A 25,779-nucleotide genomic window follows, 5' to 3' on the forward strand; every position below is an offset into this window, starting at 1 on the left:
ATGCCGGATTGATTAGGAATAGCCGTCGCGCTATTCGCTATACTGGCAGTGCAATAGGAGTCGAACGAAGAACCGAAGACTTTTCCCAAAATGCCCACTTCACCCACCACGTTGATAGCCAGTAGATCACTCAGCTATTCTACCGTCTCTCGGGTAGCCGGGCAGCATGCGGCCGCCTTGCTCAAACTTTCAGAATGGCCTTCCGGTCGCAATTTGCGCCAGGGACCTGCGATCGGATTCGCTTAGTTGGCGGCTACCGGCGCAGGCGGTCGTATTGGCGAGCCGACTCGCAAATCCTGCTCCTTGTGAATCCAGAAAGCGGCCGGGCTCAGCGAGCCCAATTAGGAGCTGCGCAATGATACCTCGTGCCACATGAGGTCCACTGCTGCCGTCGCAGGCCAATGTAGCCAATATTGTCGCTGCTCTGCGGGAGCCCAACGCGGCGGGCTTCTTGGGCCAATTTGCCCGTTGGGTCTTTTCTTCGAGTGGTGAAATCTTGGCGGTAAGGACCTTCAAGTGCGTGATCGCATCCATTCGATTAAGCGCTTTCCCTTCGGGAACATCTGACATCCATAGATTGGTCCAATATTCCCACGTTACAGCTCGCCCGTCTTGCGGGCCTTTGAAGCTCTCCGGTGCGCAGGGGTTTCCATCTTCGGGCGGCTCCTGCGCGAAGCCCAAATCGTTCAAGTCCACCTCATTCGACCAGCCACGCGCGGAGGCCCGATCAACAGTGGTTCGCCATACCTGAGCGTTTTGGAGCGAGGCGCCCTTCATCTTAGCATCCTGCAGAACTGCGCCTTGCAATTGTGCGTTGACGAAGGATATGCCTTGAAGCTCCGCACCCTCCAAGTTGGCACCCTGGAGCTCCGCATCCTGTAATACTGCACCCTGCAACTTGGAATAGGAGAGATTTGCGCCCTGCAAACTTGCAGACTGCATAGAAGCGCCCTGCAATTGGGCGGCGAGCAGCCATGCGCCACGCAGCTGCGCGCAAACAAACGATGCGCTTTGCAAATTAGCCCTCGTAAGGAAGGCGCCCCTCAGATCCGCTAACTCAAACGAAGCATCCTGGGCTTCCGCGTCATCCAACGAAGCTCCCCGCAACCTCACATTCTTCAGGTTCGCCTCCCGAAGCTGCGCTCCCACAAGCGATACGCCTTCCATCCGGGCCCCGGTAAAGTCTGCCTTCCGCAAATTTGCGCGGTCTAATACTGCGTATCTCAGGTCGCGGCCCCGCAGGACGCGCGTCCGGCGTAATTCGGAGACAGTCTTCTCATCCTCCGGCACGAAGTTTTCGTCAGGAAGAATGAGCCTACGAGAGAACAGGCTCGTTTCGCGCTGGGTGGTATCATCGATCGGGCCGTCGAAGAGCGCCTTACGGGCCGCGACGAAGAGGGACTGGGTTTCGACCCCGCAATTTACGGTTTGGGTCCGTTGTGCGCCCTCCACTTTGGTGATTGATGCCCAAAGACGTTGCCACAGAGATGATAGAGGCGCTTTGCTTTCCTCAGACCGGCAACTTTGAACGGAGCCGGGCAAACGTTCCGCAAGGCCATCAGCCGACTCATCCGGCACGGTAGCAAGGACGACTGAGAAGAGCACAACAATGGACGTCACCAGCGCGCCGGCGATCAGGGCTGGAAACGCCTGCCAGCGACCGAACCTTGAACCGCCCGATGACCACAGAAGCCAGAGCAGCGCTAAGTCAATCAGCAGGTTGGCACGGTGCCACCATGTCACGGCAACGCTATGATAAGGTAGAAACTGCAGTTGTATGAACAGCAACAACAGCACCGGGAAGACCGCAAAAGTCGCCCACACCATAATCTGGACCGGCGGCGACCACTTTCCGAGGTGCCGTAGCGCGAGAAGTTGCGCCCCCGCAAAAGAGTCCAATTGCTTCAGTGCTAAAGCTCGGGTGGTCGGGTTTCCTCCAGACTCTTTTTCAACCGCAGCGACGAAAGCGCTCACCTTGTCGGCCATCAATCGCAACTGCACCAAGACGTAGAAATGCAAGGTAACGAATACGGCTGGCGTCGCCAAATAGAAGCTTAAGAGCGGCAACTCAATGGAGAGGAGCGGGACCTTCACTGAGCTCTCAAGGAATAGGGCTCGATGGGTGGTCGACCCTACGATTGCCGCAAGGGTAATCATGACGGTCACAAAGTATAGCCACTGTGCCGCTACGCGCTTGGCAGCCTCGTTTGCGGCGTCCGCGATAGTTTTGAGCTCCGTTTTCAGCCTTAAGCTAGGCTGTGCTGCCGGAGAAACTGGAGCTATGGCGGAATCTGGGTGATGACGGTGTGAGGAAGGCGGCGTATCGAGGCGGGTGACGAGCCTGCCAGAACCTCTCGAGGAGAGCGATACGCCATGACCGAGACTACCAATGTTCTTGCTTTCCGTCAGCCGTCCGCGGTTGATGATCCACTGACCGATATCGTTCGTGCCGGCGCGCGGGACCTGCTTGCCAGGGCGATCGAGATCGAGGTTGGCGCGTTTCTGGCCAGCACGGCCAATCTGACGCTGCCCGACGGTCGAGCGCGCCTGGTCCGACATGGGCACGGTCCGGTGCGCGAGATTGCGACCGGCATCGGTCCGGTGGAGGTCGCTCGTCCCAAGGTCCGCGACCGCGGAGCGAGCGGGCCAGGCGACCGCCTCCGCTTCAGTTCGGCAATCCTGCCGCTATGGGCGCGGCGGACGAAGAGCCTGGATGCCTTGATCCCGGTCCTCTATTTGCGCGGCATCTCGACCGGCGACTTCCAGGAGGCGCTCTCGGCGCTGCTCGGCAAGGATGCGCCGAACCTGTCGCCTTCGGTGATCGCCGGCCTGAAGGCCGATTGGCAGGTCGAGTACGAACGCTGGCAGAGACGCGATCTGTCGGCGCGTCGCTATGTCTACATCTGGGCCGATGGCGTGTACCTGCAGGCCCGCATGGAAGATCACAGCGAATGCATGCTGGTGCTGATTGGCACCACGCCGGAAGGCAAGAAGGAGCTGATCGGCTTCCAGGTCGGCGTGCGCGAGAGCGCGCAGAGCTGGCGCGAACTCCTGATCGACCTGCGGCAACGCGGGTTACGGATTGCCCCGCAACTCGCCATCGGCGACGGCGCCCTCGGCTTCTGGAAGGCACTGGACGAGGCCTTTCCCGGCACGCGGCACCAACGATGCTGGTGCCATAAAGTGAGCAACGTACTCGACAAGGTCGCCAAATCCGTGCAGGGCCCCATGAAGAACGACCTGCGGAACATCTATCTGGCCCCACACCGGGCCGAAGCTGAAACCGCGATCGACGTCTTCGTCGAGAAATACCACGTCAAATACGGACGTGCGGTGGAGTGCCTGATCAAGGATCGCCATGCGCTGCTCGCCTTCTTCGACTTCCCTGCTGAGCACTGGATCCACCTACGCAGCTCGAACCCGATCGAGAGCGTCTTCGCCACGGTGCGCCACCGAACGGTGCGGACCAAGGGATCGCTGTCGCAACAAACTGCGAAGCTGATGGTGTTCAAGCTCATCGACGCCGCATCGAAGACCTGGCGGCGATTGAAGAGCACGAACCAGTTGCCGAAAGTCATCGCCGGTGTAAAGTTCATCGACGGAATCGAAGTCATTCCGAACACTGAAAGCCACGCCGCCTGATCAGGCCGCGTCACCCAAAATCAGCCATAGCTCGAGAAACTGCTCGTTCTCGCTTTGCCATGGGACCTCATTGTCCACGGTTAGTTGGGAGGAGCAAGCAACTGTGAAATTGATCCCTTGGCCGCACTCCGTCCGCAGCGCCAAATTTTCTTTCGTTACTTGTGCACGCGGAACAATGGAGCAACCTATAATTGATGGAACTTCTATTCAAGAGCAAGCCCATGGCTGATGCCCGATGACAACGCACTTTATCAAACGCCAGAATGTCACGGCCGAAACACCGTGATTTCTCGGACGGCACTCGGCAGGCCAGCGAGCCGACCCGAGCGGTAGGTACCGATCAAGGGCGAGCAAGCGGCTCATCTCGAGGGGGGAATTGCTACGGCGAATCCGCGTCTGACTTTACGCTTCCCGCAGCCTGCGGGTTGAACCCATATAACAGCTCGATCTTGGCCACCTTATCATAGAGAGCTTCTAGTTCTATCAACCGCTCCTCGTCCGTCATCGGCTTTCTGGTGAATCGCAAAATTGTTTTTTCAAGCGGAGCAGTCAGCTTAATTCGCCCCAACTCGCGTAACCTGGCTGTTCGTTCCGCACCACCTCGAGTCAATAACGCTGACGCCAACGTGGCCGACGCCGACAGAATTACGATTATGTATTTTGCCCAGTCTTCGGGGCCTATGATGGAGGTGTGGTGAGGAAACGGATATGCGGCGACAATAGTTATTGCCGCCGAGAGCAAGACAAACAAAAACCGGAGCGCCCCGCTACGAAATTCCCACTTTTCTGATTGCTCCACATACCAATCGCGCGTGTTCAAGACATGACCGCCGATCAGTGCTCTTGCATCTTCTTCAGTCAGTGTTGACTTGGAGCCGCCATCACTCATGAAAGCCCCCCTAAACCGATCTGCCGGGAACCTCTGCCGATAACTGACGAGAATAAGCGCGATGCTGGGGCCCTTTCAACCGGAGCGTGAAAATAAATGGCAGCCGCGTTCTCACCCGGTCACACCTTTGCGAGACAAGCCGGGAGGCAAAGAGTCTGAAGAGACGGTTCAAATCTGAACTGTGCGCCGCTGATCAGATGGCTGCCATGGGTCGATAGTGTTGAAAAAGTCGAAAATCGAGCGGGCGAGAAAATCTCGCGAAAGTCGGTTCTTAGACGTTCCTGCCGCTGCAAAGCCCTTTAGGGCCGATCCGAAGGTTCGTGGTCGCTTTTGTGTAAAATGATGAGGTCCTCACGTCGTCCAATGAGAAACGCATCAGCGGTCGTAGAAAATTTCGTTCGTCAGCCAAAAAGGACTTTTCAACACTATCGGTCATTAGCAGACATCGCAAATCGCCTGGGTGGTGGCTGTCCCTCCTCGAAAGCGGAAGTCGCTCGGCCCGGTGAAGAGCGGCCCTGATCAGAGGATTCGCACATGAGATGTTACGGAATAGGTCGGCCAACGGCCGACGCAGAGACCGGCTAAGCTACATCGATCGTCCGCTATTGAGCACCGCGCCCTATGACGGACTCGGCGCCAGCCAGAATTCCGTATCCAGCAATGTGCGTACCGCAGCCGGCGTACTGAACCCATTCGCAACCAAAATTTCGGCTATATCTTTCCCGCTGAGAAATATGATCGGATGGCGATCTTCGCGGACTTCTTCATAGGCTTGGCGCGCGATGACCGATGTGGTCACAAGCACCCCAAACTGTCGATGGCGGATCCGAGAAATCAACCTTGAAACCTCTCGAACGCCCACGGTATTGATCGGCGCGCCATCCAACCCAGGCTGGTAGCACTTGGCTTCGAGTGAAAACTCGGCATAGACCGGATCGTCCGTCAGACCGAGCAAGTATCGACCAACAGCATCTCGGCCTCCATCAACACTGCTTCGCGTGATGGCGTCGACGATCACACGCGGATCATGCATTTGAAAGCCGGATCATGGCCGGGATCTTTGCGCGCCACCGGCTCGACTACAACATCACGATCCGCGCGCGCTTCGGCACCACGGTGTGTGCGCTGGTGAAGGCGGGGCTCGGCATCGCCATCATCGACCAGTTCACGGTGGCCCATGGCGGCTATCCGGGAATCGAGCTGTTGAAGATCACCGAGCCGACGCGGTTCGAGACCTATATCGCGGTGAAGCGCGGCGCGCCGCTGTCGCTCCATGTCGAGTATTTCATCGAGTCCCTGCGCGCCGAGATGCGCGCGGTGGAGCCGTCCCGCAGCGAGGGCAACGCCGCCCCGGCACGCGCGCGGAAGAAATAACATTATGTTAGGTTTGCCCAATAAATGGGTAATTGTGTTAGGCAGGGGAAAGGCTATCGTCGCAACTGGAAGCCCCCTTGGAATTGTGCGGATTTCCCCGCTAATGGCCAGGACCCAACGCTCCCAACGAGACGATAGCCAACCATGTCCAAGCGCGGATACGCCGCCAGCAAGAAGCTTCTCACCGGCCTGATCGGGGCGCCGATTGCGCACTCCGCCTCCCCTGCCATGCACGAGCGGGCCGCCGAGGCGCTCGGCCTGCGCGGTCACTACCAGCTCATCGAGGTCGCCGGCGCCGATGCGGCCGGGCTCCGCATGATGCTCGAGGGCGTGCGGCGGCTCGGCTTTGCCGGCGTCAACGTGACTTACCCTTACAAGGAAGCGGTGGTCCCGCTGCTCGACGAACTGGCGCCGGGTGCGGCCGCCATGGGCGCGGTCAACACCGTCGTCGCCAGGGACGGCCGGCTGATCGGCCACAACACCGACACGACCGGGTTTGCACGTGCGGTCGCGCCGCTGCTGGCACCGTCCGGAAATGCAGTCGCCGTGATCGGAACGGGCGGCGTCGGCAAGGCGATCGCCTTTGCGCTGGCGAGCCTGAAGGTCTCCGGCCTCCGCATTTTCGACAGCGAGACGGCGCGCGCCGAAAAGCTCGCTTCATTGCTTGCCAGGCACGGTGGCGCCACGGTAGCGAAAAGCGTCGAGGACGCGCTCGATGGCGCAACCGGCCTCGTCAACGGCACGCCGGTCGGCATGCTGCCGAACCGGGGCATGCCGGTGCCGGCGACCTTGCTGCACGAGAAAATGTGGGTCGCGGACGCTGTCTATTCACCGCTGATCACGCCGCTGCTGGCAGCGGCACAGGCCAAGGGCGCGCGGATCATGACCGGGCGGGAGCTCGCGATCTACCAGGCCGCTGACGCCTTCGAATTGTTCACCGGCCTTGCCCCATCGACCGAGGTCATGGGAGAGGCATTTGACGAGGTGATGGCGGCACGAAGCGCAGCCTACAACGCAGCGTAACCGAAGCGGCCGGACACAAGGCCGCGGACAACATCAACGAAAAATGGGAGGAGTGACTATGAAATCGACCCTAGTGGCAGGCGCCTTGCTTGCCTTCGCGACTGCAACCAGCGTCCACGCGCAGGCGATCAAGCTCGCCGACGTCGCCGAACTCTCGGGCGGCGGCGCCACTGTCGGCACCAACTGGAAGAACGGCATCGACCTCGCGATCGAGGAGATCAACGCCAAGGGCGGCGTGCTCGGCCGCAAGTTGGAGGTCACCCATGCCGATTCGCAGTCCAACCCCGGCGTTGCCCGCGCCCAGGTGCAGAAGGCGCTCGACGCCGAGCCCTATGTGCTGCTCGGGCCCGGCTATTCCGGCTCGGTCAAGGTGACGGCGCCGCTCGCGGCCGAGGCCGGCATCGCTCAGATCATGGGCGGCGAAGCCGCCGAGCTGACGCAAGCCGGCAACAAGTTCCTGTTCCGCACCTCGTTCGGCCAGCAATCGTCGATGCCGAAGGTCGCAAAGTACATCCACGACGACATGAAGGCGAAGACGGTCGCGGTGGTCTGGGTCAACAACGACTTCGGCCGTGGCGGACGCGACGTCGTCGTGAAGGAACTCGACCGGCTTGGTTCCAAGGTGGTCGCCGATCTCTCGACTGAAGCGGGACAAGCCGACTTCGCCGCCGACGTCGGTAAGATCAAGGCCGCCAATCCCGACGCCGTGTTCGTCTACCTGAATGAAGAAGAGAGTGCGCGCATCCTGAAAGAGCTGAAGCGCCAGGGCGTCACCGCGCCGCTGATGGGCGAGACCACGCTGATCGGCCAGAAGGTGATCGAGCTCGCCGGCGATGCCGCCAACGGCGCGCGCGGCCATGTCGGCCTCACCACGGACGCACCGGTCGACCTGATCAAGGCGTTCCGCGACAAGTTCGCCAAGAAGTACAATTACGTGCCCGACCATAACGGCCTGAAGGGCTATCTCGCCGTCTACATGGTCAAGGCCACCACCGAGAAGATGGGCAAGGTCGACAGCAAGGCATTCGCCGACACGCTGCACGGCCTGACCATCAAGGCCGCGGACGAGCCGGGCATTCTGATGGACGTCACCTTCAGCGAGACCGGCGACATCGACCGGCAGAGCTTTCTGGTCGAGGTAGTCGAAGGCAAGCAGGTGGTGAAGCAGGTGCTACCCAAGGTGAAGTGAGGCTTTTTCGCCTCTCCCCGCGCCCGTCCCGCCGAAGCTTCAGCGAAGGCGGATGCGGGGGCCTCTCTTCTCCCTCGCCCCGCTCTTCGCGGGGAGAGGGTTGGGGTGAGGGGTGATTCTGCAAGGACGGTGAGAGATGGGCTCGCGGATAGAGCCCCTCACCCCGCCCTCTCCCCGTAAGAACGGGGCGAGGGAGACGACAGAGCGGCGGTAGGGACACGAGAGGGGAAAATGTCCAATCTGTTCGATCTTCTGGTCGCAGGCCTTGCCACCGGTGCGATCTATGCGCTGGTCGCGGTCGGCTTCACGCTGCTGTGGCAGACCTCGCAAACCATCAACTTCGCGCAAGGCGAGTTCGTAATGCTGCCGGCGTTCCTGATGCTGGCGGCGATGCATGCCGGCGCGCCGTTCTGGCTCGCGATCATCCTCGGCATCCTGCTCTCGATGCTCCTGCTGGGCCTCGCTTTCAAGATGCTGCTGGTCGATCCGATGTTGCGCCATGGCGTGCTGCCGCTGGCGATCGCGACGATGGCGCTTGCGATCGGCATCAAGGAGGCCGTGAAGCAGTTCTTCAGCGCGGAGGCCTCGCCCTTCCCCTCGATCGTGCCGACCGGCGATATCTCCATTCTCGGACATGCCGTATCGCTGCAAAGCATCGGCGTCCTCGTCCTCGCCATTCTTGCCGTCTTCGGCCTGACGAGCCTTCTCAACCGCACGTCGCTCGGTCACCAGATGCAGGCGGCGGCGCAGAACCCGACGGTGGCGCGCATCATCGGCGTGCCGGTCGAGCGCATGATCCTGCTGACGTTCCTGATCAACGCCTTCCTGGTCGCGCTGGCGTCGCTTTTGATCACGCCGATCTACCTCGCAAAATTCTCCTCCGGCGAGGTGCTCGGCCAGGCCGCCTTCATCGCCGCGATCGTCGGCGGCTTCAACCAGGTGCGCGGCGCCATCGCCGGCGGCCTCCTGATCGGCGTGCTCGACAATCTCGCGGCCGCCTATGTCTCGACGCAGTACCGCGCCGCCGTGCCGATGATCTTCCTGATCGCCGTCATCCTGTTCCGGCCGCAGGGCTTGCTCGGCCGCGCCGAGGAGCGCACCGTATGAGCGGCTTCGCCAAACCGTTGAAGATCGCGCTCGGCCTCATCGTCATTGCCGGCCTGATCATCGTCCCCATGAACTTCAACCGCTACGGCCTGTTCATCCTGAGCCAATGGGCGGTGATGAGCATCGCCGCGATGGGGCTCAATTTGACGCTCGGCTATGCCGGCCAGGTCTCGCTGGCGCAAGGCGCCTTCGTCGGCATCGGCGCCTATGCGGCCGCGATCATGACCACCCATGGCTGGCCGCTGCCGGCGGCGATCGTGGTCGCGATCGTCTTGAGCTTCGCAGTCGGCTGGGTGCTCGGCTATCCCGCGCTGCGCGTGCAGCACCATTACCTCGCTTTCGTCACCCTCGCCTTCTCCACCCTCGCCTTCCTGGTGTTCCGCAACGAAAGCTGGCTCACCGGCGGCATCTACGGCATCTCCAACATTCCCCGGCCGCACATCTTCGGCATCGCGACCAACAAGCCGCTGCCGTTCTATTATGTCTGCCTCGGCTCGCTTGCGATCGTGTCGCTCGCGGTGTGGTGGCTGATCCGCTCGCCCTGGGGCCGCGCCTTCATGGCATTGCGCGAAAATCCGCTGCGCGCGCAGTCGCTCGGCGTCGACACAAGGCGCTATACGCTGATGGCCTTTGCGATCGGCTCGGCGCTCGGCGGCGTCGCCGGCGCGCTCTATGCGCCGCTGACACAATATATCGATCCCGTGCCGTTCAACCTGTCGCTCTCGCTCGACCTCTTGATGATGGTGATCGTCGGCGGTGCCGGCTTCTATTTCGGCCCCTTCCTCGGCGCGATGATCGCGGTGCTGTTGCCGGAATGGCTGCGCTTCACGGAAGGGTATTATCTGATGCTCTACGCGGTCGCGGTGATGCTGCTCTTGATCTGGTCGCCGACCGGCATTCTGGGAATTCTCGACCGCTATCTCGCCGAGCGCCGCACCAAGGCGGCCTCCGCGCTGCGCGCCGTGGCAAAGTCCCGGCTGGAGACGGTGCAATGAGCGCGGTCCTGGAAGTCACCGGCATCAAGAAGAATTTCGGCGGCATCAGCGCGGTCGACGGCGTCTCATTCGACGTCCGCGAGGGCGAGATCCTCGGCCTGATCGGCCCGAACGGCTGTGGCAAGTCCACCCTGTTCAACTGCATCCTCGGCCAGCTCACACCATCAGGCGGCGAGGTCAAGCTCGACGGCAAGGTGGTCACGGGCCTGCGTCCCGCCGAGCTCAACCAGCTCGGGGTCAGCCGCACTTTCCAGCTCTTGCAGGTCTTCCCAAAGCTCTCGGTGCGCGAGAACCTGATCCTCGCGGGGCAGGAGCACCAGGGCAATATGGCCTCGCGCCTGGTCGGCCGCTCCGATGCCGGGCTGACCGAGGCCGCCAACCAGATGATCGGCTTCTTCAAGCTCGACCATCTCGCCGACGAGCCGGCCGGCGGGCTCTCCTATGGCCAGCAAAAACTGCTCGATGCCGCGATGGCCTTCATGGGCGGCCCGCGCCTTGTGCTGCTCGACGAGCCCGCCGGCGGCGTCAACCCGTCGATGCTGTCGGACCTGAAGGATCGCCTGGTCGCGATCAACCGCGAGAAGAACGCCACCTTCGTCGTGATCGAGCACAACATGGAATTCGTGATGTCGCTGTGCTCGCGCGTGATGGTGATGGCGGAGGGCAAGGTGCTGGCGATGGGGCGGCCGGATGAAGTGCGGAAAAATCCCGCCGTGATCGAAGCCTATCTCGGACATTAGGAAGCCATCATGAGCGACCCGATCCTCTCGGTTCACAATCTCGTCGGCGGCTACGGCAAGATGACGATCCTGAACGGCACTACCTTCGCCGTGCCGCAAGCGACCATCACCACCATCATCGGCCCCAACGGCGCCGGCAAGTCCACCGTGTTCAAGGCGATCTTCGGCCTGTTGAAGCTGCGCGAAGGCAAGATCAGCTTTGCCGGCCGTGACGTCACCAATTTGAGCCAGCGCGCGCTGCTCAATGCCGGCATCTGCTACGTGCCACAGGGCCGCAACATCTTTCCCGAACTGTCGGTGGGCCACAATATCGAGCTCGGCGGCGTCTCCGCCGGCAAGGGCATCGACCTGCCCGCACGGATCGAAGCCGCGCTCGACCTGTTTCCCGCGCTGCGCCGCAAGTCGGCGCAGCAGGCCTCCACACTCTCCGGCGGCGAGCAGAAGCAGCTCGAGATCGCGCGCTCGCTGCTGCTCGAGCCAAAGCTCGTGCTGATCGACGAGCCCTCGATCGGGTTGTCGCCGCTGATGGTGCAGCAGACCTTCGACATCCTGAAAGGCTTGCGCGACCGCGGCGTCACCATCCTGATGATCGAGCAGAACGCGCGCTCGGCGCTGGAGATTTCCGACATCGGCATCGTGCTCGAGCTCGGCCAGACCCGCATGGTCGATGGCGCGAAGCGAATTCTGAACGATCCGCGCATCGGCCAGCTCTTTCTCGGCGGCGCCATGGAGGACAACGCAGCATGAACAAGCGTTCGATCGCGACCGTCTCGCTCTCAGGCAGCCTGGACGAAAAGCTCCGCGCCATCGCATCAGCCGGGTTCGACTCGGTCGAGATCTTCGAGAACGATCTGCTGTCGTTCGGCTCGGGCCCGCGCGAGGTGGCGCAGCTGTGCAAGGACCTCAATCTCGAGATTTGCGCATTCCAGCCGTTCCGCGATTTCGAGGGCATGCCGGAGCCGCAGCGGACACGCAACTTTGCCCGCGCCGAGCGCAAGTTCGACCTGATGCAGGAGCTCGGCACCGACCTGCTGCTGATCTGCTCCAACGTCTCGCCCGCCTCGCTCGGCGGCATCGATCGCGCCGCGGACGATTTTCGCGAGCTCGGCGAGCGCGCGGCCAAGCGCGGCTTGCGCGTCGGCTATGAGGCGCTGGCCTGGGGCCGCCATGTCAACGACTACCGCGACGCCTGGGAGATCGTGCGCCGCGCCGATCATCCCGCGATCGGCGTCATCCTCGACAGTTTTCACGCGCTCGCGCCCGGCTTTCCGGTACGCGCCATGGCCTCGATCCCCGGCGACAAGATCTTTCTGGTGCAGCTCGCGGATGCGCCAAAGCTCGAGCTCGACATCCTCTCATGGAGCCGGCACTTCCGCTCCTTCCCCGGCCAGGGCGACCTCCCGGTCGGCGAGTTCATGCAGGCCATCGCGGCGACCGGCTATGCCGGGCCGCTGTCGCTCGAAATCTTCAACGACCAGTTCCGCGCCGGCTCATCCGCGCAGACCGCGGTCGACGGCCTGCGTTCGCTGATCCTGCTGGAGGACCAGCTCGCACCGGATTGGCCGAAGCTTGTCAGCGAGCCGCTGGCGCCGAAGGCGAAGAGCCATGGCACCGGCTTCATCGAGTTTGCCGTCAACGAGACCAAGGCGGTCGACCTCGCCCGCCTGTTCGCGCAGCTGGGCTTCCGCAAGACCGGCAAGCATCGCAGCAAGGCCGTGGAGCGCTGGTCGCAGGGCAAGGTCGAGCTCGTGATCAATTGCGAGACCGACGGCTTTGCGCATTCGCATTACGTCACGCACGGCCCCGGCGTCTGCGCGATTGCGCTCGACGTCGACAATGCCGGCATTGCCATGCAGCGCGCCGAAGCGCTGAAGACGCGCACCTTCTACCAGCCGGTCGGGCCGGGCGAGCTGGAGATTCCCGCGATCCATGGCGTCGGCGGCAGCCTGCTCTATTTCCTCGATCAGGCCGGCAAGAACTGGGATACCGATTTCGAGCCGGTCGCAAGTGACGCGAACGCCGACGCCCTGCTTGCCGTCGATCACATCGCGCAGTCGATGCCCTACGACGAGATGCTGTCCTGGCTGCTGTTCTACACCGGCATCCTCGACCTGAAGCGGCTGCCGCAGATGGAGATCGCCGACCCGCGTGGCCTCGTGCAGAGCCAGGCGGTCATCAACGCCGACCAGAGCCTGCGCTTCGTGCTCAACGGCTCATCCGCCAACCGTACCCTGCCGGCGCGTTTCATCTCGGAGTTCTTCGGCTCGGGCGTGCAGCACGTCGCGTTCTCCTGCTGGGACATTTTTGCGACGGTCGCCGCGATGCGCAAGCGTGGCGCGGATTTCCTGGATATCCCCGATAACTACTACGACGACATCGAAGCCAAATATGACCTCGCGCCCGACCTGATGGCGCAGCTGCGCGCCAACCACATCCTCTACGACCGCGAAGGCGACGGCGAGTTCTTCCAGGTCTACACCCACATCTTCGATGAGCGCTTCTTCTTCGAGATCGTGGAGCGACGGGACTATCAGGGATTTGGGGCAGCCAATGCCGGGATCAGGCTCGCGGCGCAGGCCCGCGAGGTAAGGCCTGCGAGCATGCCGCGGGTGTAGGCTCCATCCACGTCGTCATTGCGAGGAGCGAAGCGACGAAGCAATCCAGAATCTTTCCGCGGAAAGATTCTGGATTGCCTCGCTGCGCTCGCAATGACGATGTGGTGAGTAGCTGCGAGCTTAACTTCGGCCGTCCCCGCGGAGATTCCCCCTCACCCCGCAAGCGGGGAGAGGGGAAGAGGCGGCCGGAGCATCAACTCACTTCATCGCGCACTTGTCGTGGAAGCGATCCTGATCGTTCTCCACGATGGTCGCGACCGTCTTCAGCGAGAGCTGGCCTTCGCCGTCCTTGACCACGTCCTGGAGATAGAAGCTCTGCACCGGAATGTGGTTCTTGCCGTATTTGAACGGGCCGCGCAGCGACTTGAAGTTGGCCTTCTCCATCTCGGCCTTCATCGCGTCCTTCTTGCTGGTGTCGCCCTTCACCGCGACCACCGCGCTGTTGATGAGCTGGGCCGCGTCATAGGCCTGGGCGCCGTAATAGGTCGGGCGCAGATTGGGGTACTTCTTCCGGTAGTCGGCGACGAAGCGCTTGTTCTGCTCGTTCGGGAGATCGTTGACCCATTCCTGCGCGCCGGGCACGCCGAGCGCGTTCTCCTTCTGGAGCGGCAGCGACAGCTCGTCGACCGTGAAGGCGGTGTAGAGCGGCATCGTGCTCTTCAGGCCGGCCTGCGCATATTGATTGAGGAACTGCACGCCGGCCGCACCGGGATAGAACACGAATATCGACTCGGCGCCGGAGGCGCGCGCCTTGGAGAGCTCGGCGGAGAAATCGAGCTGGCTCGGCCAGACCGTGTATTCCTCGCCCTTGACCTCACCCTTGAACGTGCTCTTCAGACCCGCGAGCATGTCCTTGCCGGCCGCGTAGTTCGGCCCGATCAGGAACACGCTCTTGACGCCCTTCTGGTTCATATAGAGGCCCATGGCGGCCGGCGTCTGGTCGTTCTGCCAGGAGGTCGAGAACACGTAAGGCGAGCACAGTTCGCCGGCGAGCTGCGACGGACCGGCATTGGCCGAGATCAGGAAGGTCTGCGAGTCCACCGCGGTCTTGAGCGATGCCAGGAGCACGTTCGACCAGATGTAGCCGACGATGAAATCGACCTTGTCGGACTGCACCAGCTTCTCGGTCTTCTGCTTGCCGACATCGGGCTTCTGCCCGTCGTCCTCGTAGATCACCTCGACCGGCTTGCCGTCCATCTTGCGGCCGATGTGATCCAGCGCGAGCTCGAAGGAGTTGCGCATGTCGTTGCCGATCACGGCGGTCGGGCCGCTGAAGGTCGAAACGAAACCGATCTTGATGGTGTCGCCGGCGAATGCCTGATTTGCCAGCACCAGCGCCGCTGCGCCCGCCAGCCAGAATGCCGTCCTCATAACCACTCCCCTCCTTATTATTGATCCCGGAAACGGGGTGATCGCCGCCCCGGGTCTGTCTCTATTGAACGCAAAATCTGTCGCGCCGCCAATGGCTCAGCGCCCGCCCCTGCACCATATTTCGCCCCAATCGAGGATGGCAAGAAATATAATTCTACTCACTTCGACCAAGGCTGCGGCGCTTTTTCGCGGGATGACGATACGCCCCGCCTATGCCGCCATTGATGACGGCTATTGGACTACGGCGCCCAATGCGCACTTACATGAAGGAGAGCAGCAGCGAGATTCGAGGGTGTTATCATGGCCGCAAATCCCCACCGCGTCGTCATCGTCGGAGCCGGCTTCGGCGGGCTGGAGGCGACCTACCGGCTTGCGGGCGCGCCGGTCGACATCACGCTGATCGACCGCCGCAACCATCACCTGTTCCAGCCGCTGCTCTACCAGGTCGCGACCGCCTCGCTCGCGACCAGCGAAATCGCCTGGCCGGTCCGGCACCTGATGCGCGACCGGCGCGAGGTGACGACCCTGTTTGCGACGGTGAGTGGCGTCGATGCCGACCGGCGCTGCGTGCTGATCGACGACGGCAGCGAGGTGCCCTACGACACGCTGGTGCTCGCCACCGGCGCGCGCCATGCCTATTTCGGCCATGACGAGTGGGAGCAGTTCGCCCCCGGCCTGAAGACGCTGGAAGACGCGACCACGCTGCGCCGTCACATCCTGGTTGCATTCGAGCGCGCCGAGCGCGAGACCGATCCGGCCAAACGCGCGGCGCGGCTGACCTTCGTCATCGTCGGCGCCGGCCCCACCGGCGTCGAACTCGCCGGCACCATCGCCGAAATGGCGCACCACACGCTCCCCGCCGACTTCCGCAACATCGACACCCACAAGGCACGCGTGGTGCTGATCGAGGCCGGACCGCGCGTGCTCGCAGGCTTCCCCGATGATCTCTCGGCCTATGCGCAAGCGTCGCTGGAAAAGATCGGCGTCGAGGTCGTGCTGGGCCAGGCCGTCACCGAGATCAACCGTGAGGGCGTCGTATTCGGCGGCAAGCTGCTCGAAGCAAAGACGCGGATCTGGGCCGCCGGCGTGCGCGCCTCGCCCGCCGCCGAATGGCTAGGTGCACCAAGCGATCGCGCCGGGCGCGTGGAGGTCCAAGACGATCTGACGATACCTGGTCATCCCGAAATCTTTGCGATCGGCGACACTGTTGTGATCAACGCCTGGGAGGGGAAGCCGGTGCCCGGCATCGCGCCGGCCGCCAAGCAGCAGGGCCGGCACGTCGCCGAGACCATCAAGGCGCGCCTGCGTGGCGAGAACAAAGGTGCATTCCGTTACAAGCACTCCGGTAGCCTCGCACAGATCGGCAAGCGGCTCGCCGTGATCGATTTCGGCAAGGTCAAGCTGCGCGGCACCATCGCATGGTGGATCTGGGGCATCGCCCACATCTACTTCCTGATCGGCCTGCGCCACCGCCTCAGCGTCGCCCTGAGCTGGCTCTGGATCTACGCCCGCGACCAGCGCGCGGCGAGGTTGATCACGCAGGGGAGTAGCAAGGTGGCGTAGGGACGCTGCCGCTTCTCCCTCTCCCCGTTCTTACGGGGAGAGGGTTGGGGTGAGGGGCTTCTCTCCACACGCGAGATCGTCGATAGACCTGTACCCCCTCACCCGGATCGCAAGAACGATCCGACCTCTCCCCGCAAGCGGGGAGAGGTGAAGGAAGACCGCGCTCGCGGCTACGCTGTTGCCTACTTCACCAGCTCACATCCGCCCTCCGCGAGCGGCCGGAACGCCTGATCCGCCGGGATCGTCGAGACCAGCTTGTAATAGTCGTACGGATATTTCGACTCCTCCGGCTTCTTCACCTCGAACAGATACATGGGATGCACGACGCGGCCGTCCTGGCGGATCGTGGTGTCGCCGAACAGCTTGTCCTTACCCCTAAACTTCTTCATCTCGGGCACGGCGTCCTTCGCATTGTCGCTGCCGGTCGCGGCGACCGCGTTCAGATAAGCGAGCGTCGAGGCATAGACGCCGGCCTGGTTGCCGCTCGGCATCTTGCCGTTCATGCCGGGCCGCGCAGCGAAGCGTTTCGCAAACGCGCGGGTGTCGTCGTTCATGTCCCAGTAAAACGCTTCCATGAGCTGGAGGCCCTGGGCGACCTTGATACCCATGCCATGGACGTCGTTGATGAAGAGCAGGAACGCGACGAGCTTCTGCCCGCCTTGCTGGATGCCGAACTCGGCAGCCTGCTTCACCGCGTTGATGGTGTCGCCGCCGGCATTGGCGAGGCCGATCACCTGCGCTTTCGAGCCCTGCGCCTGCAACAGAAAGGAGGCGAAGTCGGAGGTGCCGAGCGGATGTTTCGAGGAACCGAGCACCTTGCCGCCGTGCGCCTCGATGTATTTCTGCGCCTCCGCCTCGATGCCCTTGCCGAGCGCATAGTCGACCGTGAGGAAATACCAGTCCTTGCCACCGCGCGACATCATCGCGGCCGCGGTGGTGTTGCCGGTCGCCCAGGCATCGTTGACCCATTGGATCGTATTGGGCGAGCAGGCCTTGCCGGTGAGATCCGAGCTTGCGGTGGACGACGCCAGGAAGGTCATGCGGCTGTCGCGCAGCAGCGTGTTGATGGAGAGGCCGACGGCCGAATTCGGCACGTCGACTATGGCGTCAACACCCTCGACATCGAGCCATTTGCGCGCGATCGCGTTGCCGACATCCGCCTTGTTCTGGTGGTCGGCGTAGACGATCTCGACCTTGATGCCTTTGCCGCCGCCGTTGAAATCCTCGGCCGCCATCCGCGCGGCCTCGACCGAGCCCATGCCGTTGGTGTCCTGGAAGATGCCCGAGATGTCGTTGAGCACGCCGACGCGCACGACATTGTCGGAGATCTCGGCGCTCGCCGCGCCACTCATCAGGCTCGCCGCCAGCGCGAGTGTCCATTTCAGGTGTTTCATCGTTCCCTCCCCTTTGTGTGTCGCGCCGGTCGCCGCCGGCACGTTCTGGAATCAGACCTGCCGTTCCGGCAATCTCAGCACCAGCCCGTCGAGCGCGGGCGTAATCATGATCTGGCAGGCCAGCCGGCTGTTCGGCAGCCGCTCGGCGGCGGTGCCGTCGAGCAGCGCGTCTTCGTCATCAGCCATCGCGGGCAGGCGCGCGAGCCAGGCTGCGTCGATATAGACGTGGCAGGTCGCACACATGGCATTGCCACCGCACTCGGCCAGGATGCCGTCGAGACCATGGCGGGTCGCGGCCTGCATGGCGCTTTCGTCGCCTGAAGTTTCGACACGATCGGACTTGCCGTCGGCATGGATGAAAGTGATGGCGGGCATCAAGGCTCCTCGTCAGGCCGGGGTGATCGTGATCGGCAGGCTGTCGAGCCCGCGCAGCGTGTTGTTGAAGCGGCGTTTCGGCTCGCCCGTGATCTCGATCTTCGCGATACGCCGCGCCAGCGCCGTCAGCATCACTTCGCCTTCGAGGCGCGCGACGAGCTGGCCGACGCACATGTGGATGCCGGAGCCGAAACCGACATGGCCGGACGAGCGGCGCGTGACGTCGTAGCTGTCGGGCTTGTCCCAGCGGCGCGGATCGCGATTGGCGGCGGCAAGGAACATCAGCACCTTCTCACCTTCGCCGATCGTCGCGCCTGACAGCTCGACCTCACGTGTGGTGGTGCGGAAGAAGGTCTGCACCGGGCTTTCGAAACGAACCGCTTCCTCGAAGGCGCTACGCGCGAGCGTGAGATCGCCGCGCAGGCGCTGCCATTGTTCGGGGAAGCGCGCGAGGCAATAGACGGCCGCGCCGATGCCGTTGACAGTGGTGTCGAGACCAGCCGACAGCAGCGAGCGCACCAGCAGCGGCGCTTCGGTGGCCGTGATCGCGCCCTCGTCGACCTGTGCATGAATGCAGGCGCCGAAGCCGCCGGGCGCAAGGTTCTCGCGCTGGCACTGCTCGGCAACATAGGCTTGGTGGGGCGTCGAACGTGCAATCGCCTCCCGGCGCAGCTCGTTGGGCGGCCCGAATGCGTTGAACACGACGCTCGCGTAGGGAATCAGATGCTCGCGCCCCTCGGATTTCAGCCCAAGCGCATCCGGGAAGATCGAGAGCGGATAGGCCTCGGCGAGGTCGGCGATCGCGTCGAAGCTGCGCCTTTCGATCAGCGCGTCCACCCGCTCCTCGGCCGCCGCGGCAAAGCGGTCGCGCACCTGCTTCATCACGGTCGGCGACAGCACCTTTGAGAGCACGGCGCGGGTCCGCGTATGCGCGGGCGGATCCGCCTCGAGGATCAGGCTCGGCGGCCGCCACGGCGTCTCCTTCTTGAAATCGGAGAGGCCCACGCCGCGGCTGGAGCAGAACGTCGCGGGATCGTTCAGCACGGCGTGGACCTCGGCATAGCGTGCCACGCCATAGACGTTCCACTGGTCGAGATAGACGACCGGACCTGCCTCCCGCAGCAGCTCGTGCGTGGGATAGGGGTCGGCGAAAAAATTCATGTCGAAGGGATCGACGTCGAGATGCGGGACGCCTGATACGGCGGAGCCAGGTGCGCTCATTGAAGTCCTCCCTCATTTTGATCTTGTGAAAGAGCCGCGCTTGCCCTTAGGTCTTCGGACACGCCGCGAGACAAAAGACCGATATGCCGCCGTCTTCGACCAGAGCCCGCCAAAGGCCCGCACCCGCCGAAACCGGGCCGACGCTCGATCTCGACCGTTACGTCCCGGCTTTCATCACCTTCATCGCCAACAAGCTCTCGAACAGCGCCACCGCGTTCTACCAGCGAGAGTTTGGCGTCAACGTCACGGAATGGCGGATCATGTCGCTGCTGGCGATCGAGCCCGGCATTCCCGCCTCGCGGATCTGCCACGTCATCGGTTTTGACAAGGGGCCGGTGAGCCGGACGCTTGCCGGCCTCGAGAAGCGTGGGCTGGTGTCGATCCGCACCGACCCGAACGACGGCCGCACCCATTCCATCGCGCTCACGGCCAGAGGCCGCGCCACCCATGACAAGGTGATCGTCGCGGCGTTCGAGCGCGAGCGGCGGCTGTTGTCCTGCCTGAGCAAGGACGAGCGCGAGGTGCTGATCGATCTGCTGCGCCGGCTGCACGAAAATCTCGGCGCAGTGACCGGCAGCAGCACCACCTGACGCGCGCGTGAAGCGCGCGGCATCGCCGCCTTCAGGCATACGCCGGCATTTGCCCGCGGCACCCTCTCTGCCGAGCATCGTTTCCTCCAGGATCAGGCGCAGCGGTTCCCCCGCCGTCATCCTTGTCTGGAACGGTTCGCACAAATTAGTTGCTTAAGCAACAAAAGAATCATGCAGGATATTGCGGCAGAATGGCTGGCGTATTTTGCGAGCTGCTCGACCCATCCCCGTCATTGCGAGCGCAGCGAAGCAATCCAGAGCCCCACCGGGGAAAGATTCTGGATTGCTTCGCTCCGCTCGCAATGACGATGTGGACAGAGCGTGGCCTCACTCCGACTTGATCTGCCCGTGGCTACAAACCGATCCACTCACCCGACGCATCATCATGCACCCGCGCCACTGCATCGGTCCGCCGCGTCAGCACGGCGCGCTGGTTGATGTAACCCTTGTCGGTGATCTCGCCGCCGTCAACCGACGGCGGCTCGGCGAGCAGCAACGCGCGCGTCGCGTGGCCGGAGGAGTTGGTGCCCTGCTGCTTCAGCTTCGCCAGGCCCAGCGCGATCGCGGTCCTGACCTTGCCATGCGCGAGCACATCGTTCACGCCCGCCGTCTCGGGTAAGCCGGCATGGGCACGGCAAGCAGCCATGTTCGGGAACACCAGGAAGCGCACCTCGTCGCCCCCATGGCCGGTGACGACGATGTCCTGCGCGAGCGGCGCCAGCGCGGCGATGCCGGCGACGCGCAGCGTGCCAACGCTGACCCAGGTGCCGGAGTTGAGCTTGAAGTCTTCCGCAACACGACCATCGAAGAACAACCCGCGCTCAGGCCGTTCCGCATCGGCAAGCTTCACGGCATCGCCAATGAGATAGAAGCCCTCGTCGTCGAAAGCCTGCTTCGTCAGCTCCGGCGCCTTCCAGTAACCCGGCGTGACATTGGGGCCGCGCACGCGCACCTCCAGCTTGTCCCCTGACGCGACGAGCTTCAGCTCGGCGCCGGGAATGGGCACGCCGATATTGCCCGAGCGCGCCGCGAGGAAATGACAGTCGGTCGCCAGCGGCGACGTCTCGGTCGAGCCCCAGGCCGACACCATCGGCAGCGAACGACCAACAGTCTCCACCGAAAGCTGTTCGAGCGCGTCCCAGAGGGACTGCGGCAGCGCGGCGCCGGCATAGAAGGCGAATTTCACCTCGCCGAAGAAGCGGCGGCGCAGCTCCTCGTCGCCGCGCAGCGCTGCGATCAGCATGTCGAAGCCGCGCGGCACGTTGAAATAGACCGTCGGCATCACGCTTTTCAGATTGGCGAGTGACGTTGCGAAAAGACCGGGCGCGGGCTTGCCGCCGTCGATATAGAGCGACCCGCCGTTGCGCAGCACGAGATTGAAATTGTGGTTGGCGCCGAAGGTATGGCTCCAGGGCAGCCAATCGAGAATGACGAGATCGCTGGCAGCCTGCTCCAGGAACGTCCAAGTTTGCGCCTTGGCCTGCTGGCTCGAGGTCAGCATGCGCTGGGTATTGATGACGGCTTTCGGCGTGCCGGTCGAGCCCGAGGTAAACAGGAATTTTGCGATCGTGTCCGGTGTCACCGCGGCGAAGGCTTTTGCGACGTTGCCCGTTTCGGGCGTCGCCGCAATGTCACGGAAGGCCAGCGCATCGGCATCGCCGGCATTGCCACTGATGATCTGCGCCTCGTGCAGCGGCTTGATCGCGGCGAGTGCAGCAGCGAATGGCTTGGTCGCGGAGACATAAATCGCGCCCGGCTGAAGCAGCGAAATCATGCTCTTGAGCTTGTCGAAATCTTTCGACATCAGCGAATAGGCCGGCGAGATCGCGGCCAAGGGAACGCCGACATGCTGGGCGGCCAGCGCGAGCAGCGCATGGTCGATGCTGTTGTCGGAGAGGATGACGACGGGACGCTCGGCGCTGAGCTGTTGCGCCAAAATCCAGCTCGCTGCTGCGCGTACCCGCCGCAGGGCGCCCGCATAGGTTATGGTGGCCCAGGGCGTGTCGGCGCTGTCGCGCTCGGCGAGGAAGAGCGTGTCAGGCGTCTGCCGCGCAAAATGCTCCAGCCAGTCGCCGATGCAGCGCGCGCCGTCGCGCAAGGGGTCTGGCGAGCTCAGCACGATGCTGCCGTCGGCGCGATGCTCGGCGACGGTCTTGGGCGTTGCGAACAGGCTCGAAGCGTCACCGCGTGCGGCGGTTGTCATGGTTTCCTCCTCGCCCGTATCAGGGATCGGCTACAGCCTCGTTCCGGGCCGCTTTGGCCATATTGTTGGGCACGACAATTGTTGTCGTCAACAACAATCTTCCGCACAGGCCTTCGGGGCGCTAAGGTTGCACGGCAGGAGAGATCACGTGACAGCCAGCGCAGCCCGAACTGAGCCCCGCCCCTCCCCACGCAAACGTGCCGGCAACGGCGCCGCGCGGCCGAACGACGCGGACGAGATCGGCCTCGACGCACTGGTCGGGCACGCGGGTTATGCGGTGCGTCGCTTCCAGATCTGGATCTTTCAGGACTTCATCAAGACGCTCGGCGAGGTCGACATTAAGCCGACGCAGTATTCCGTGCTGACGGTCATCGGCGCCAATCCGGGCCTCTCCCAGATGGCGGTGGCGAAGCGTCTCGGCATCGAGCGCGCCCGGCTGGTGCATCTGCTCGACAGCCTCGAACAGCGCAAGCTGGTGAAGCGGGTCAAGTCGAAGGCGGACCGCCGCTCCCACGCGCTGCACCTCACCGCACCGGGGGAGACGGCGCGGGCAAAGTTCAAGCGCCTCGCCGCCGAGCACGAGCGGCATGTCGTGGAGAAGATCGGCAAGGAGCACCGGGAGCAGCTGCTCCAGATCCTCGCCGGCTTCACCTGATTGACGCTGCCCAATATTTGCGCAAATGCCCGTATCGGGGCGCTGGCACGACGGCCCAACAATCCTCGAAATATCTTACAAGCCACTGATCCTTCGATAACATCCGAGGCATAGCGCCTGCCCGGATTGTGTACACAATGGCACATCGCTTGCTTCAATCCGGGTAAGACCTGTTGCCGGAGTTTTGTCACCATGGGGGCTGAGCAGCCTGAAACGATCGCCGCGATTGTGGCCGCGCATCGCGCGGGCACGATAACGCCTGCGCAGACCGTCGCGCGAACCTATCAGCGCATCCGCGATCACAACGATCCCGCAATCTTCATCAGCCTGCGCGACGAGAAGGACGCGATCGCGGAAGCCGAGAAGCTTGCCGCAAGGGATGCCACTAGCCTGCCGCTCTACGGCGTGCCGGTCGCGGTGAAGGACAATATCGACGCGCTGGGATTTCCGACCACCGCGGCCTGCCCGGCCTTCTCGTATACGCCGACGCACGATTCGACCGCGGTGGAACGTCTGCGCCCGGCCGGCGCGATCATCATCGGCAAGACCAATCTCGACCAGTTCGCAACCGGCCTCGTCGGCGTGCGCTCGCCTTATGGCATTCCCAAGAATTCGATCCGGGAGGATCTCATTCCCGGAGGCTCGAGCTCGGGATCGGCGGTCGCCGTCGGTGCCGGACTCGTGCCACTGTCGCTGGGCACGGACACCGCCGGTAGCGGCCGGGTGCCGGCGATGCTCAACAACATCGTCGGGCTGAAGCCGAGCCTCGGCATGATCTCGAATGCGGGCCTGGTGCCGGCCTGCCGCACGCTCGACTGCATCTCGGTATTCGCTCTGACCGTCGACGACGCCGCGTTGGCACTCGCCGTGATGGCGGGTCCAGACCAGGCCGATCCGTTCTCGCGCGACCGGCCGCTGGGCACGATCACGCCGTTCCCCGCGAATTTGCGCCTCGGCGTGCCCCGCAACGGGCAGCTGATCTTCTTCGGCGACAGGAAGGCGGAAGCCGCTTACGGCGATGCGCTGAAGCGCTGGACTGCGCTCGGCGCTAAGCTGGTCGAGTTCGACCTCGAGCCGTTCTACGAGACGGCGCGGCTGCTCTATGAGGGTCCCTGGGTCGCCGAGCGTTATCTCGTGATCAAGGATCTGCTGGCGTCCGCACCTGATTCGATTCATCCGGTGACGCGCGAGATCACCGTCGCCGGCGCGCGGCTGACCGCTGCGGAAACCTTCTCTGCGCTCTACCGTTTGCAGGGCCTGCGCAAGATCGCCGAGCGGACGTTTGCGAACATCGACGCGCTGGTGCTGCCGACTGCGCCGACCGCGTATACGACGGCGCAGGTGCTGGCCAATCCGATCGAGCTCAACAGCCGGCTCGGCACCTACACCAATTTCGTCAACCTGCTTGATCTCTGTGGCCTCGCGGTACCGGCGTCGATGCGCACCGACGGCATTCCGTTCGGCATCACGCTGCTCGCGCCTGCGGGGCGCGATGCGCTGCTTGCGAGCATCGGCCGTGCATTCCATGCGGATACGAAGCTGACCGTCGGCGCGAAGGGCGTTGCGCAGGTACCGCTGGCGCCGCTTGCCGCAAGCAGTAGCGACGAGATTCCGATCGCAGTGGTCGGCGCTCACCTGTCCGGCATGGCGCTGAACGGCGAATTGAAGGCGCTCAACGGAAGGCTGGTCGAGGCGACCAGGACAGCGCCGGACTACAAGCTCTATGCGCTCCAGACCACGCCACCGAAGCCGGGCATGCTGCGCGTCGAGGCCGGCACGGGCGCGTCGATCGAGCTGGAGATCTGGTCGCTGTCATCATCCGCGTTCGGCAAGTTTGTGAATGCGATTCCAGCGCCGATGGCAATCGGCACGATCAGGCTTGCGGATGGCCGCAGCGTGAAGGGGTTTCTTGTCGAGCCCGAGGTGCTGGGCGAGGCACGAGACATCACGGCGTATGGCGGCTGGCGGAAGTTTATGGCGGAAGCTGCGAAGGCGTAGCTGCCGTAGGGTGGGCAAAGCGTAGCGTGCCCACCAACAGCATTAGTTAGGATAGATGGTGGGCACGGCGCCTTGCGCCTTTGCCCACCCTACGGTACCGCGTTTGCCGCCCTAAACCGACACCGCGTAAATCTCATACTCCCCGCGCACCAGCTCGATATGCGCGCGCATGGCGGCGGCGGCGCCCTGCTTGTCGCCGCGCATGATCGCGACGACGACGCGGTCGTGCTCGGCTTGCGACTTTGCCAATCGGCCGAGGTTGCGGAACTGGGCGCGGCGGAACGGTTGCACGCGGACGCGCGTCGCCAGCGTGATCTCGGCGATGTAGCCGTTCTGCGATCCCGCATAGATCGCATTGTGGAAGCGCTCGTTGACCTCGTGGAAGCGATCGGGATTGCCGGCGTAGCTGAGCACGCGCAGCTCTTCGTGGATGGCTTCGAGACCATGGCGTTCGGCAGCGGACATGCGCTCGGCGGCAAGGCCCGCGCACAGCGCCTCGAGCTCCGCCATTGCCTCGAACATGCTCTTGAGACGCTCGACCGAGGGCTGCGCCACCACCGCGCCGCGATGGGCGCGCGATTCGACGAGGCCGCTCGCCACCAGCTGGCGCAACGCCTCGCGGACCGGTGTGCGCGAGACGCTGAAGCGCCGCGCGATGTCGGTTTCATCAAGCGGCGCGCCGGGCGCCAGGGTTCCACGCACGATCTCGTCGGCGAGTTGAAGCCGCAGTTCCTCGGCGCGCGTGATCTTGTGCACGCTGGGCTGCGCCCGGTCGACGCGCGGCACCACAGGCTCGGCCGGCAGTGTTCCGGGCGGAAGATCGTCAAGCGTCATA

21 protein-coding genes and 1 pseudogene are annotated in these 25,779 nt (G+C 63.4%); 13 read left to right on the top strand and 9 right to left on the bottom strand.

All coding sequences use genetic code 11. From position 1 onward, the window contains the following. Positions 1-189: 189 nt before the first annotated feature. The gene (locus tag J4G43_RS50610; RefSeq protein ID WP_208083539.1) at positions 190-2,094 is read right to left on the bottom strand and encodes a pentapeptide repeat-containing protein; all 1,905 of its coding nucleotides are present in this window, start codon (positions 2,092-2,094) and stop codon (positions 190-192) included. A 279-nt stretch (positions 2,095-2,373) separates the two neighbouring features. On the opposite strand from J4G43_RS50610, the gene J4G43_RS50615 reads away from it, so the two are divergent. Beyond that, entirely contained in the window at positions 2,374-3,642 is a 1,269-nt protein-coding gene (locus J4G43_RS50615) for an IS256 family transposase (protein WP_038952271.1), read from the top strand. Positions 3,643-4,021: 379 nt separating this feature from the next. Here J4G43_RS50615 and J4G43_RS50620 read toward each other — a convergent pair whose 3' ends face one another. Further along, positions 4,022-4,531, bottom strand: a complete 510-nt coding sequence (locus J4G43_RS50620; protein ID WP_208083540.1) for a hypothetical protein — start codon at positions 4,529-4,531, stop codon at positions 4,022-4,024. 619 nt (positions 4,532-5,150) lie between these two features. After that, on the bottom strand, positions 5,151-5,549 hold the full coding sequence (locus J4G43_RS50625; protein WP_208083541.1) for a restriction endonuclease: 399 nt from the start codon (positions 5,547-5,549) through the stop codon (positions 5,151-5,153). Positions 5,550-5,572: 23 nt separating this feature from the next. On the opposite strand from J4G43_RS50625, the pseudogene J4G43_RS50630 reads away from it, so the two are divergent. The 8 genes and pseudogenes from J4G43_RS50630 to J4G43_RS50665 form a co-directional block, all read left to right on the top strand. Next, a pseudogene (locus tag J4G43_RS50630) lies at positions 5,573-5,905 on the top strand (LysR substrate-binding domain-containing protein); the annotation flags it as partial. A 144-nt stretch (positions 5,906-6,049) separates the two neighbouring features. Continuing rightward, positions 6,050-6,928, top strand: coding sequence for a shikimate dehydrogenase (locus J4G43_RS50635; RefSeq protein WP_208083542.1), 879 nt, complete (start codon positions 6,050-6,052; stop codon positions 6,926-6,928). 58 nt (positions 6,929-6,986) lie between these two features. Beyond that, on the top strand, positions 6,987-8,117 hold the full coding sequence (locus tag J4G43_RS50640; protein WP_063979908.1) for an ABC transporter substrate-binding protein: 1,131 nt from the start codon (positions 6,987-6,989) through the stop codon (positions 8,115-8,117). A gap of 231 nt (positions 8,118-8,348) precedes the next feature. Continuing rightward, a complete protein-coding gene (locus J4G43_RS50645; RefSeq protein WP_208083543.1) occupies positions 8,349-9,224 on the top strand; it encodes a branched-chain amino acid ABC transporter permease in 876 nt (291 codons plus the stop codon). Further along, the gene (locus J4G43_RS50650) at positions 9,221-10,219 is read left to right on the top strand and encodes a branched-chain amino acid ABC transporter permease (RefSeq protein WP_014491256.1); all 999 of its coding nucleotides are present in this window, start codon (positions 9,221-9,223) and stop codon (positions 10,217-10,219) included. The genes J4G43_RS50645 and J4G43_RS50650 overlap by 4 nt, the downstream gene beginning before the upstream one ends. After that, entirely contained in the window at positions 10,216-10,959 is a 744-nt protein-coding gene (locus J4G43_RS50655) for an ABC transporter ATP-binding protein (RefSeq protein WP_208083544.1), read from the top strand. Before J4G43_RS50650 ends, J4G43_RS50655 begins: the two co-directional genes overlap by 4 nt. A 9-nt stretch (positions 10,960-10,968) precedes the next feature. Beyond that, positions 10,969-11,706, top strand: coding sequence for an ABC transporter ATP-binding protein (locus J4G43_RS50660; protein WP_208083545.1), 738 nt, complete (start codon positions 10,969-10,971; stop codon positions 11,704-11,706). Then, on the top strand, positions 11,703-13,574 hold the full coding sequence (locus J4G43_RS50665; RefSeq protein WP_208083546.1) for a bifunctional sugar phosphate isomerase/epimerase/4-hydroxyphenylpyruvate dioxygenase family protein: 1,872 nt from the start codon (positions 11,703-11,705) through the stop codon (positions 13,572-13,574). The genes J4G43_RS50660 and J4G43_RS50665 overlap by 4 nt, the downstream gene beginning before the upstream one ends. Positions 13,575-13,772: 198 nt before the next feature. On the opposite strand, the gene J4G43_RS50670 is transcribed toward J4G43_RS50665, so the two are convergent. Further along, on the bottom strand, positions 13,773-14,945 hold the full coding sequence (locus J4G43_RS50670; RefSeq protein ID WP_028148067.1) for an ABC transporter substrate-binding protein: 1,173 nt from the start codon (positions 14,943-14,945) through the stop codon (positions 13,773-13,775). 300 nt (positions 14,946-15,245) lie between these two features. On the opposite strand from J4G43_RS50670, the gene J4G43_RS50675 reads away from it, so the two are divergent. Continuing rightward, positions 15,246-16,508, top strand: a complete 1,263-nt coding sequence (locus J4G43_RS50675) for an NAD(P)/FAD-dependent oxidoreductase (protein ID WP_208083547.1) — start codon at positions 15,246-15,248, stop codon at positions 16,506-16,508. A gap of 182 nt (positions 16,509-16,690) precedes the next feature. On the opposite strand, the gene J4G43_RS50680 is transcribed toward J4G43_RS50675, so the two are convergent. From J4G43_RS50680 to J4G43_RS50690, 3 genes are read right to left on the bottom strand one after another with little or no spacing between them, the layout of a single operon-like run. Next, positions 16,691-17,902 (bottom strand): ABC transporter substrate-binding protein, encoded by a 1,212-nt coding sequence (locus tag J4G43_RS50680; RefSeq protein ID WP_208083548.1) that lies wholly within the window; start codon positions 17,900-17,902, stop codon positions 16,691-16,693. 51 nt (positions 17,903-17,953) lie between these two features. Next, the gene (locus J4G43_RS50685) at positions 17,954-18,277 is read right to left on the bottom strand and encodes a 2Fe-2S iron-sulfur cluster-binding protein (RefSeq protein WP_208067634.1); all 324 of its coding nucleotides are present in this window, start codon (positions 18,275-18,277) and stop codon (positions 17,954-17,956) included. A gap of 12 nt (positions 18,278-18,289) precedes the next feature. Next, positions 18,290-19,498, bottom strand: coding sequence for a cytochrome P450 (locus J4G43_RS50690; protein WP_208083549.1), 1,209 nt, complete (start codon positions 19,496-19,498; stop codon positions 18,290-18,292). An 83-nt stretch (positions 19,499-19,581) separates the two neighbouring features. On the opposite strand from J4G43_RS50690, the gene J4G43_RS50695 reads away from it, so the two are divergent. Beyond that, positions 19,582-20,088: a MarR family winged helix-turn-helix transcriptional regulator gene (locus tag J4G43_RS50695; protein WP_208083550.1), complete on the top strand. Its 507-nt coding sequence runs from the start codon at positions 19,582-19,584 to the stop codon at positions 20,086-20,088. A 352-nt stretch (positions 20,089-20,440) separates the two neighbouring features. Here J4G43_RS50695 and J4G43_RS50700 read toward each other — a convergent pair whose 3' ends face one another. Next, a complete protein-coding gene (locus J4G43_RS50700; RefSeq protein ID WP_208083551.1) occupies positions 20,441-22,291 on the bottom strand; it encodes a feruloyl-CoA synthase in 1,851 nt (616 codons plus the stop codon). A 148-nt stretch (positions 22,292-22,439) separates the two neighbouring features. Here J4G43_RS50700 and J4G43_RS50705 point away from each other — a divergent pair, with 148 nt between their 5' ends. Further along, on the top strand, positions 22,440-22,946 hold the full coding sequence (locus J4G43_RS50705) for a MarR family winged helix-turn-helix transcriptional regulator (protein ID WP_208083552.1): 507 nt from the start codon (positions 22,440-22,442) through the stop codon (positions 22,944-22,946). A 192-nt stretch (positions 22,947-23,138) separates the two neighbouring features. Beyond that, complete coding sequence (gene atzF / locus J4G43_RS50710; protein WP_208083553.1) at positions 23,139-24,944, top strand: allophanate hydrolase; 1,806 nt, start codon at positions 23,139-23,141, stop codon at positions 24,942-24,944. A 111-nt stretch (positions 24,945-25,055) separates the two neighbouring features. Here the strand turns inward: atzF and J4G43_RS50715 are convergent, their stop codons facing one another. Next, on the bottom strand, positions 25,056-25,778 hold the full coding sequence (locus tag J4G43_RS50715) for a GntR family transcriptional regulator (RefSeq protein ID WP_014491242.1): 723 nt from the start codon (positions 25,776-25,778) through the stop codon (positions 25,056-25,058). Position 25,779: the final 1 nt, after the last annotated feature.

Source organism: Bradyrhizobium barranii subsp. barranii, assembly GCF_017565645.3.
Lineage (GTDB): Bacteria > Pseudomonadota > Alphaproteobacteria > Rhizobiales > Xanthobacteraceae > Bradyrhizobium > Bradyrhizobium barranii.

Coding starts and splice junctions, on each gene's coding strand:
- J4G43_RS50675 (WP_208083547.1), top strand. CDS start 15,246: ATGGCCGCAAATCCCCACCGCGTCGTCATCGTCGGAGCCGGCTTCGGC.
- J4G43_RS50640 (WP_063979908.1), top strand. CDS start 6,987: ATGAAATCGACCCTAGTGGCAGGCGCCTTGCTTGCCTTCGCGACTGCA.
- J4G43_RS50685 (WP_208067634.1), bottom strand. CDS start 18,277: ATGCCCGCCATCACTTTCATCCATGCCGACGGCAAGTCCGATCGTGTC.
- J4G43_RS50615 (WP_038952271.1), top strand. CDS start 2,374: ATGACCGAGACTACCAATGTTCTTGCTTTCCGTCAGCCGTCCGCGGTT.
- J4G43_RS50620 (WP_208083540.1), bottom strand. CDS start 4,531: ATGAGTGATGGCGGCTCCAAGTCAACACTGACTGAAGAAGATGCAAGA.
- J4G43_RS50700 (WP_208083551.1), bottom strand. CDS start 22,291: ATGACAACCGCCGCACGCGGTGACGCTTCGAGCCTGTTCGCAACGCCC.
- J4G43_RS50715 (WP_014491242.1), bottom strand. CDS start 25,778: ATGACGCTTGACGATCTTCCGCCCGGAACACTGCCGGCCGAGCCTGTG.
- J4G43_RS50665 (WP_208083546.1), top strand. CDS start 11,703: ATGAACAAGCGTTCGATCGCGACCGTCTCGCTCTCAGGCAGCCTGGAC.
- J4G43_RS50695 (WP_208083550.1), top strand. CDS start 19,582: ATGCCGCCGTCTTCGACCAGAGCCCGCCAAAGGCCCGCACCCGCCGAA.
- atzF (WP_208083553.1), top strand. CDS start 23,139: ATGGGGGCTGAGCAGCCTGAAACGATCGCCGCGATTGTGGCCGCGCAT.
- J4G43_RS50650 (WP_014491256.1), top strand. CDS start 9,221: ATGAGCGGCTTCGCCAAACCGTTGAAGATCGCGCTCGGCCTCATCGTC.
- J4G43_RS50660 (WP_208083545.1), top strand. CDS start 10,969: ATGAGCGACCCGATCCTCTCGGTTCACAATCTCGTCGGCGGCTACGGC.
- J4G43_RS50690 (WP_208083549.1), bottom strand. CDS start 19,498: ATGAGCGCACCTGGCTCCGCCGTATCAGGCGTCCCGCATCTCGACGTC.
- J4G43_RS50645 (WP_208083543.1), top strand. CDS start 8,349: ATGTCCAATCTGTTCGATCTTCTGGTCGCAGGCCTTGCCACCGGTGCG.
- J4G43_RS50655 (WP_208083544.1), top strand. CDS start 10,216: ATGAGCGCGGTCCTGGAAGTCACCGGCATCAAGAAGAATTTCGGCGGC.
- J4G43_RS50635 (WP_208083542.1), top strand. CDS start 6,050: ATGTCCAAGCGCGGATACGCCGCCAGCAAGAAGCTTCTCACCGGCCTG.
- J4G43_RS50670 (WP_028148067.1), bottom strand. CDS start 14,945: ATGAGGACGGCATTCTGGCTGGCGGGCGCAGCGGCGCTGGTGCTGGCA.
- J4G43_RS50680 (WP_208083548.1), bottom strand. CDS start 17,902: ATGAAACACCTGAAATGGACACTCGCGCTGGCGGCGAGCCTGATGAGT.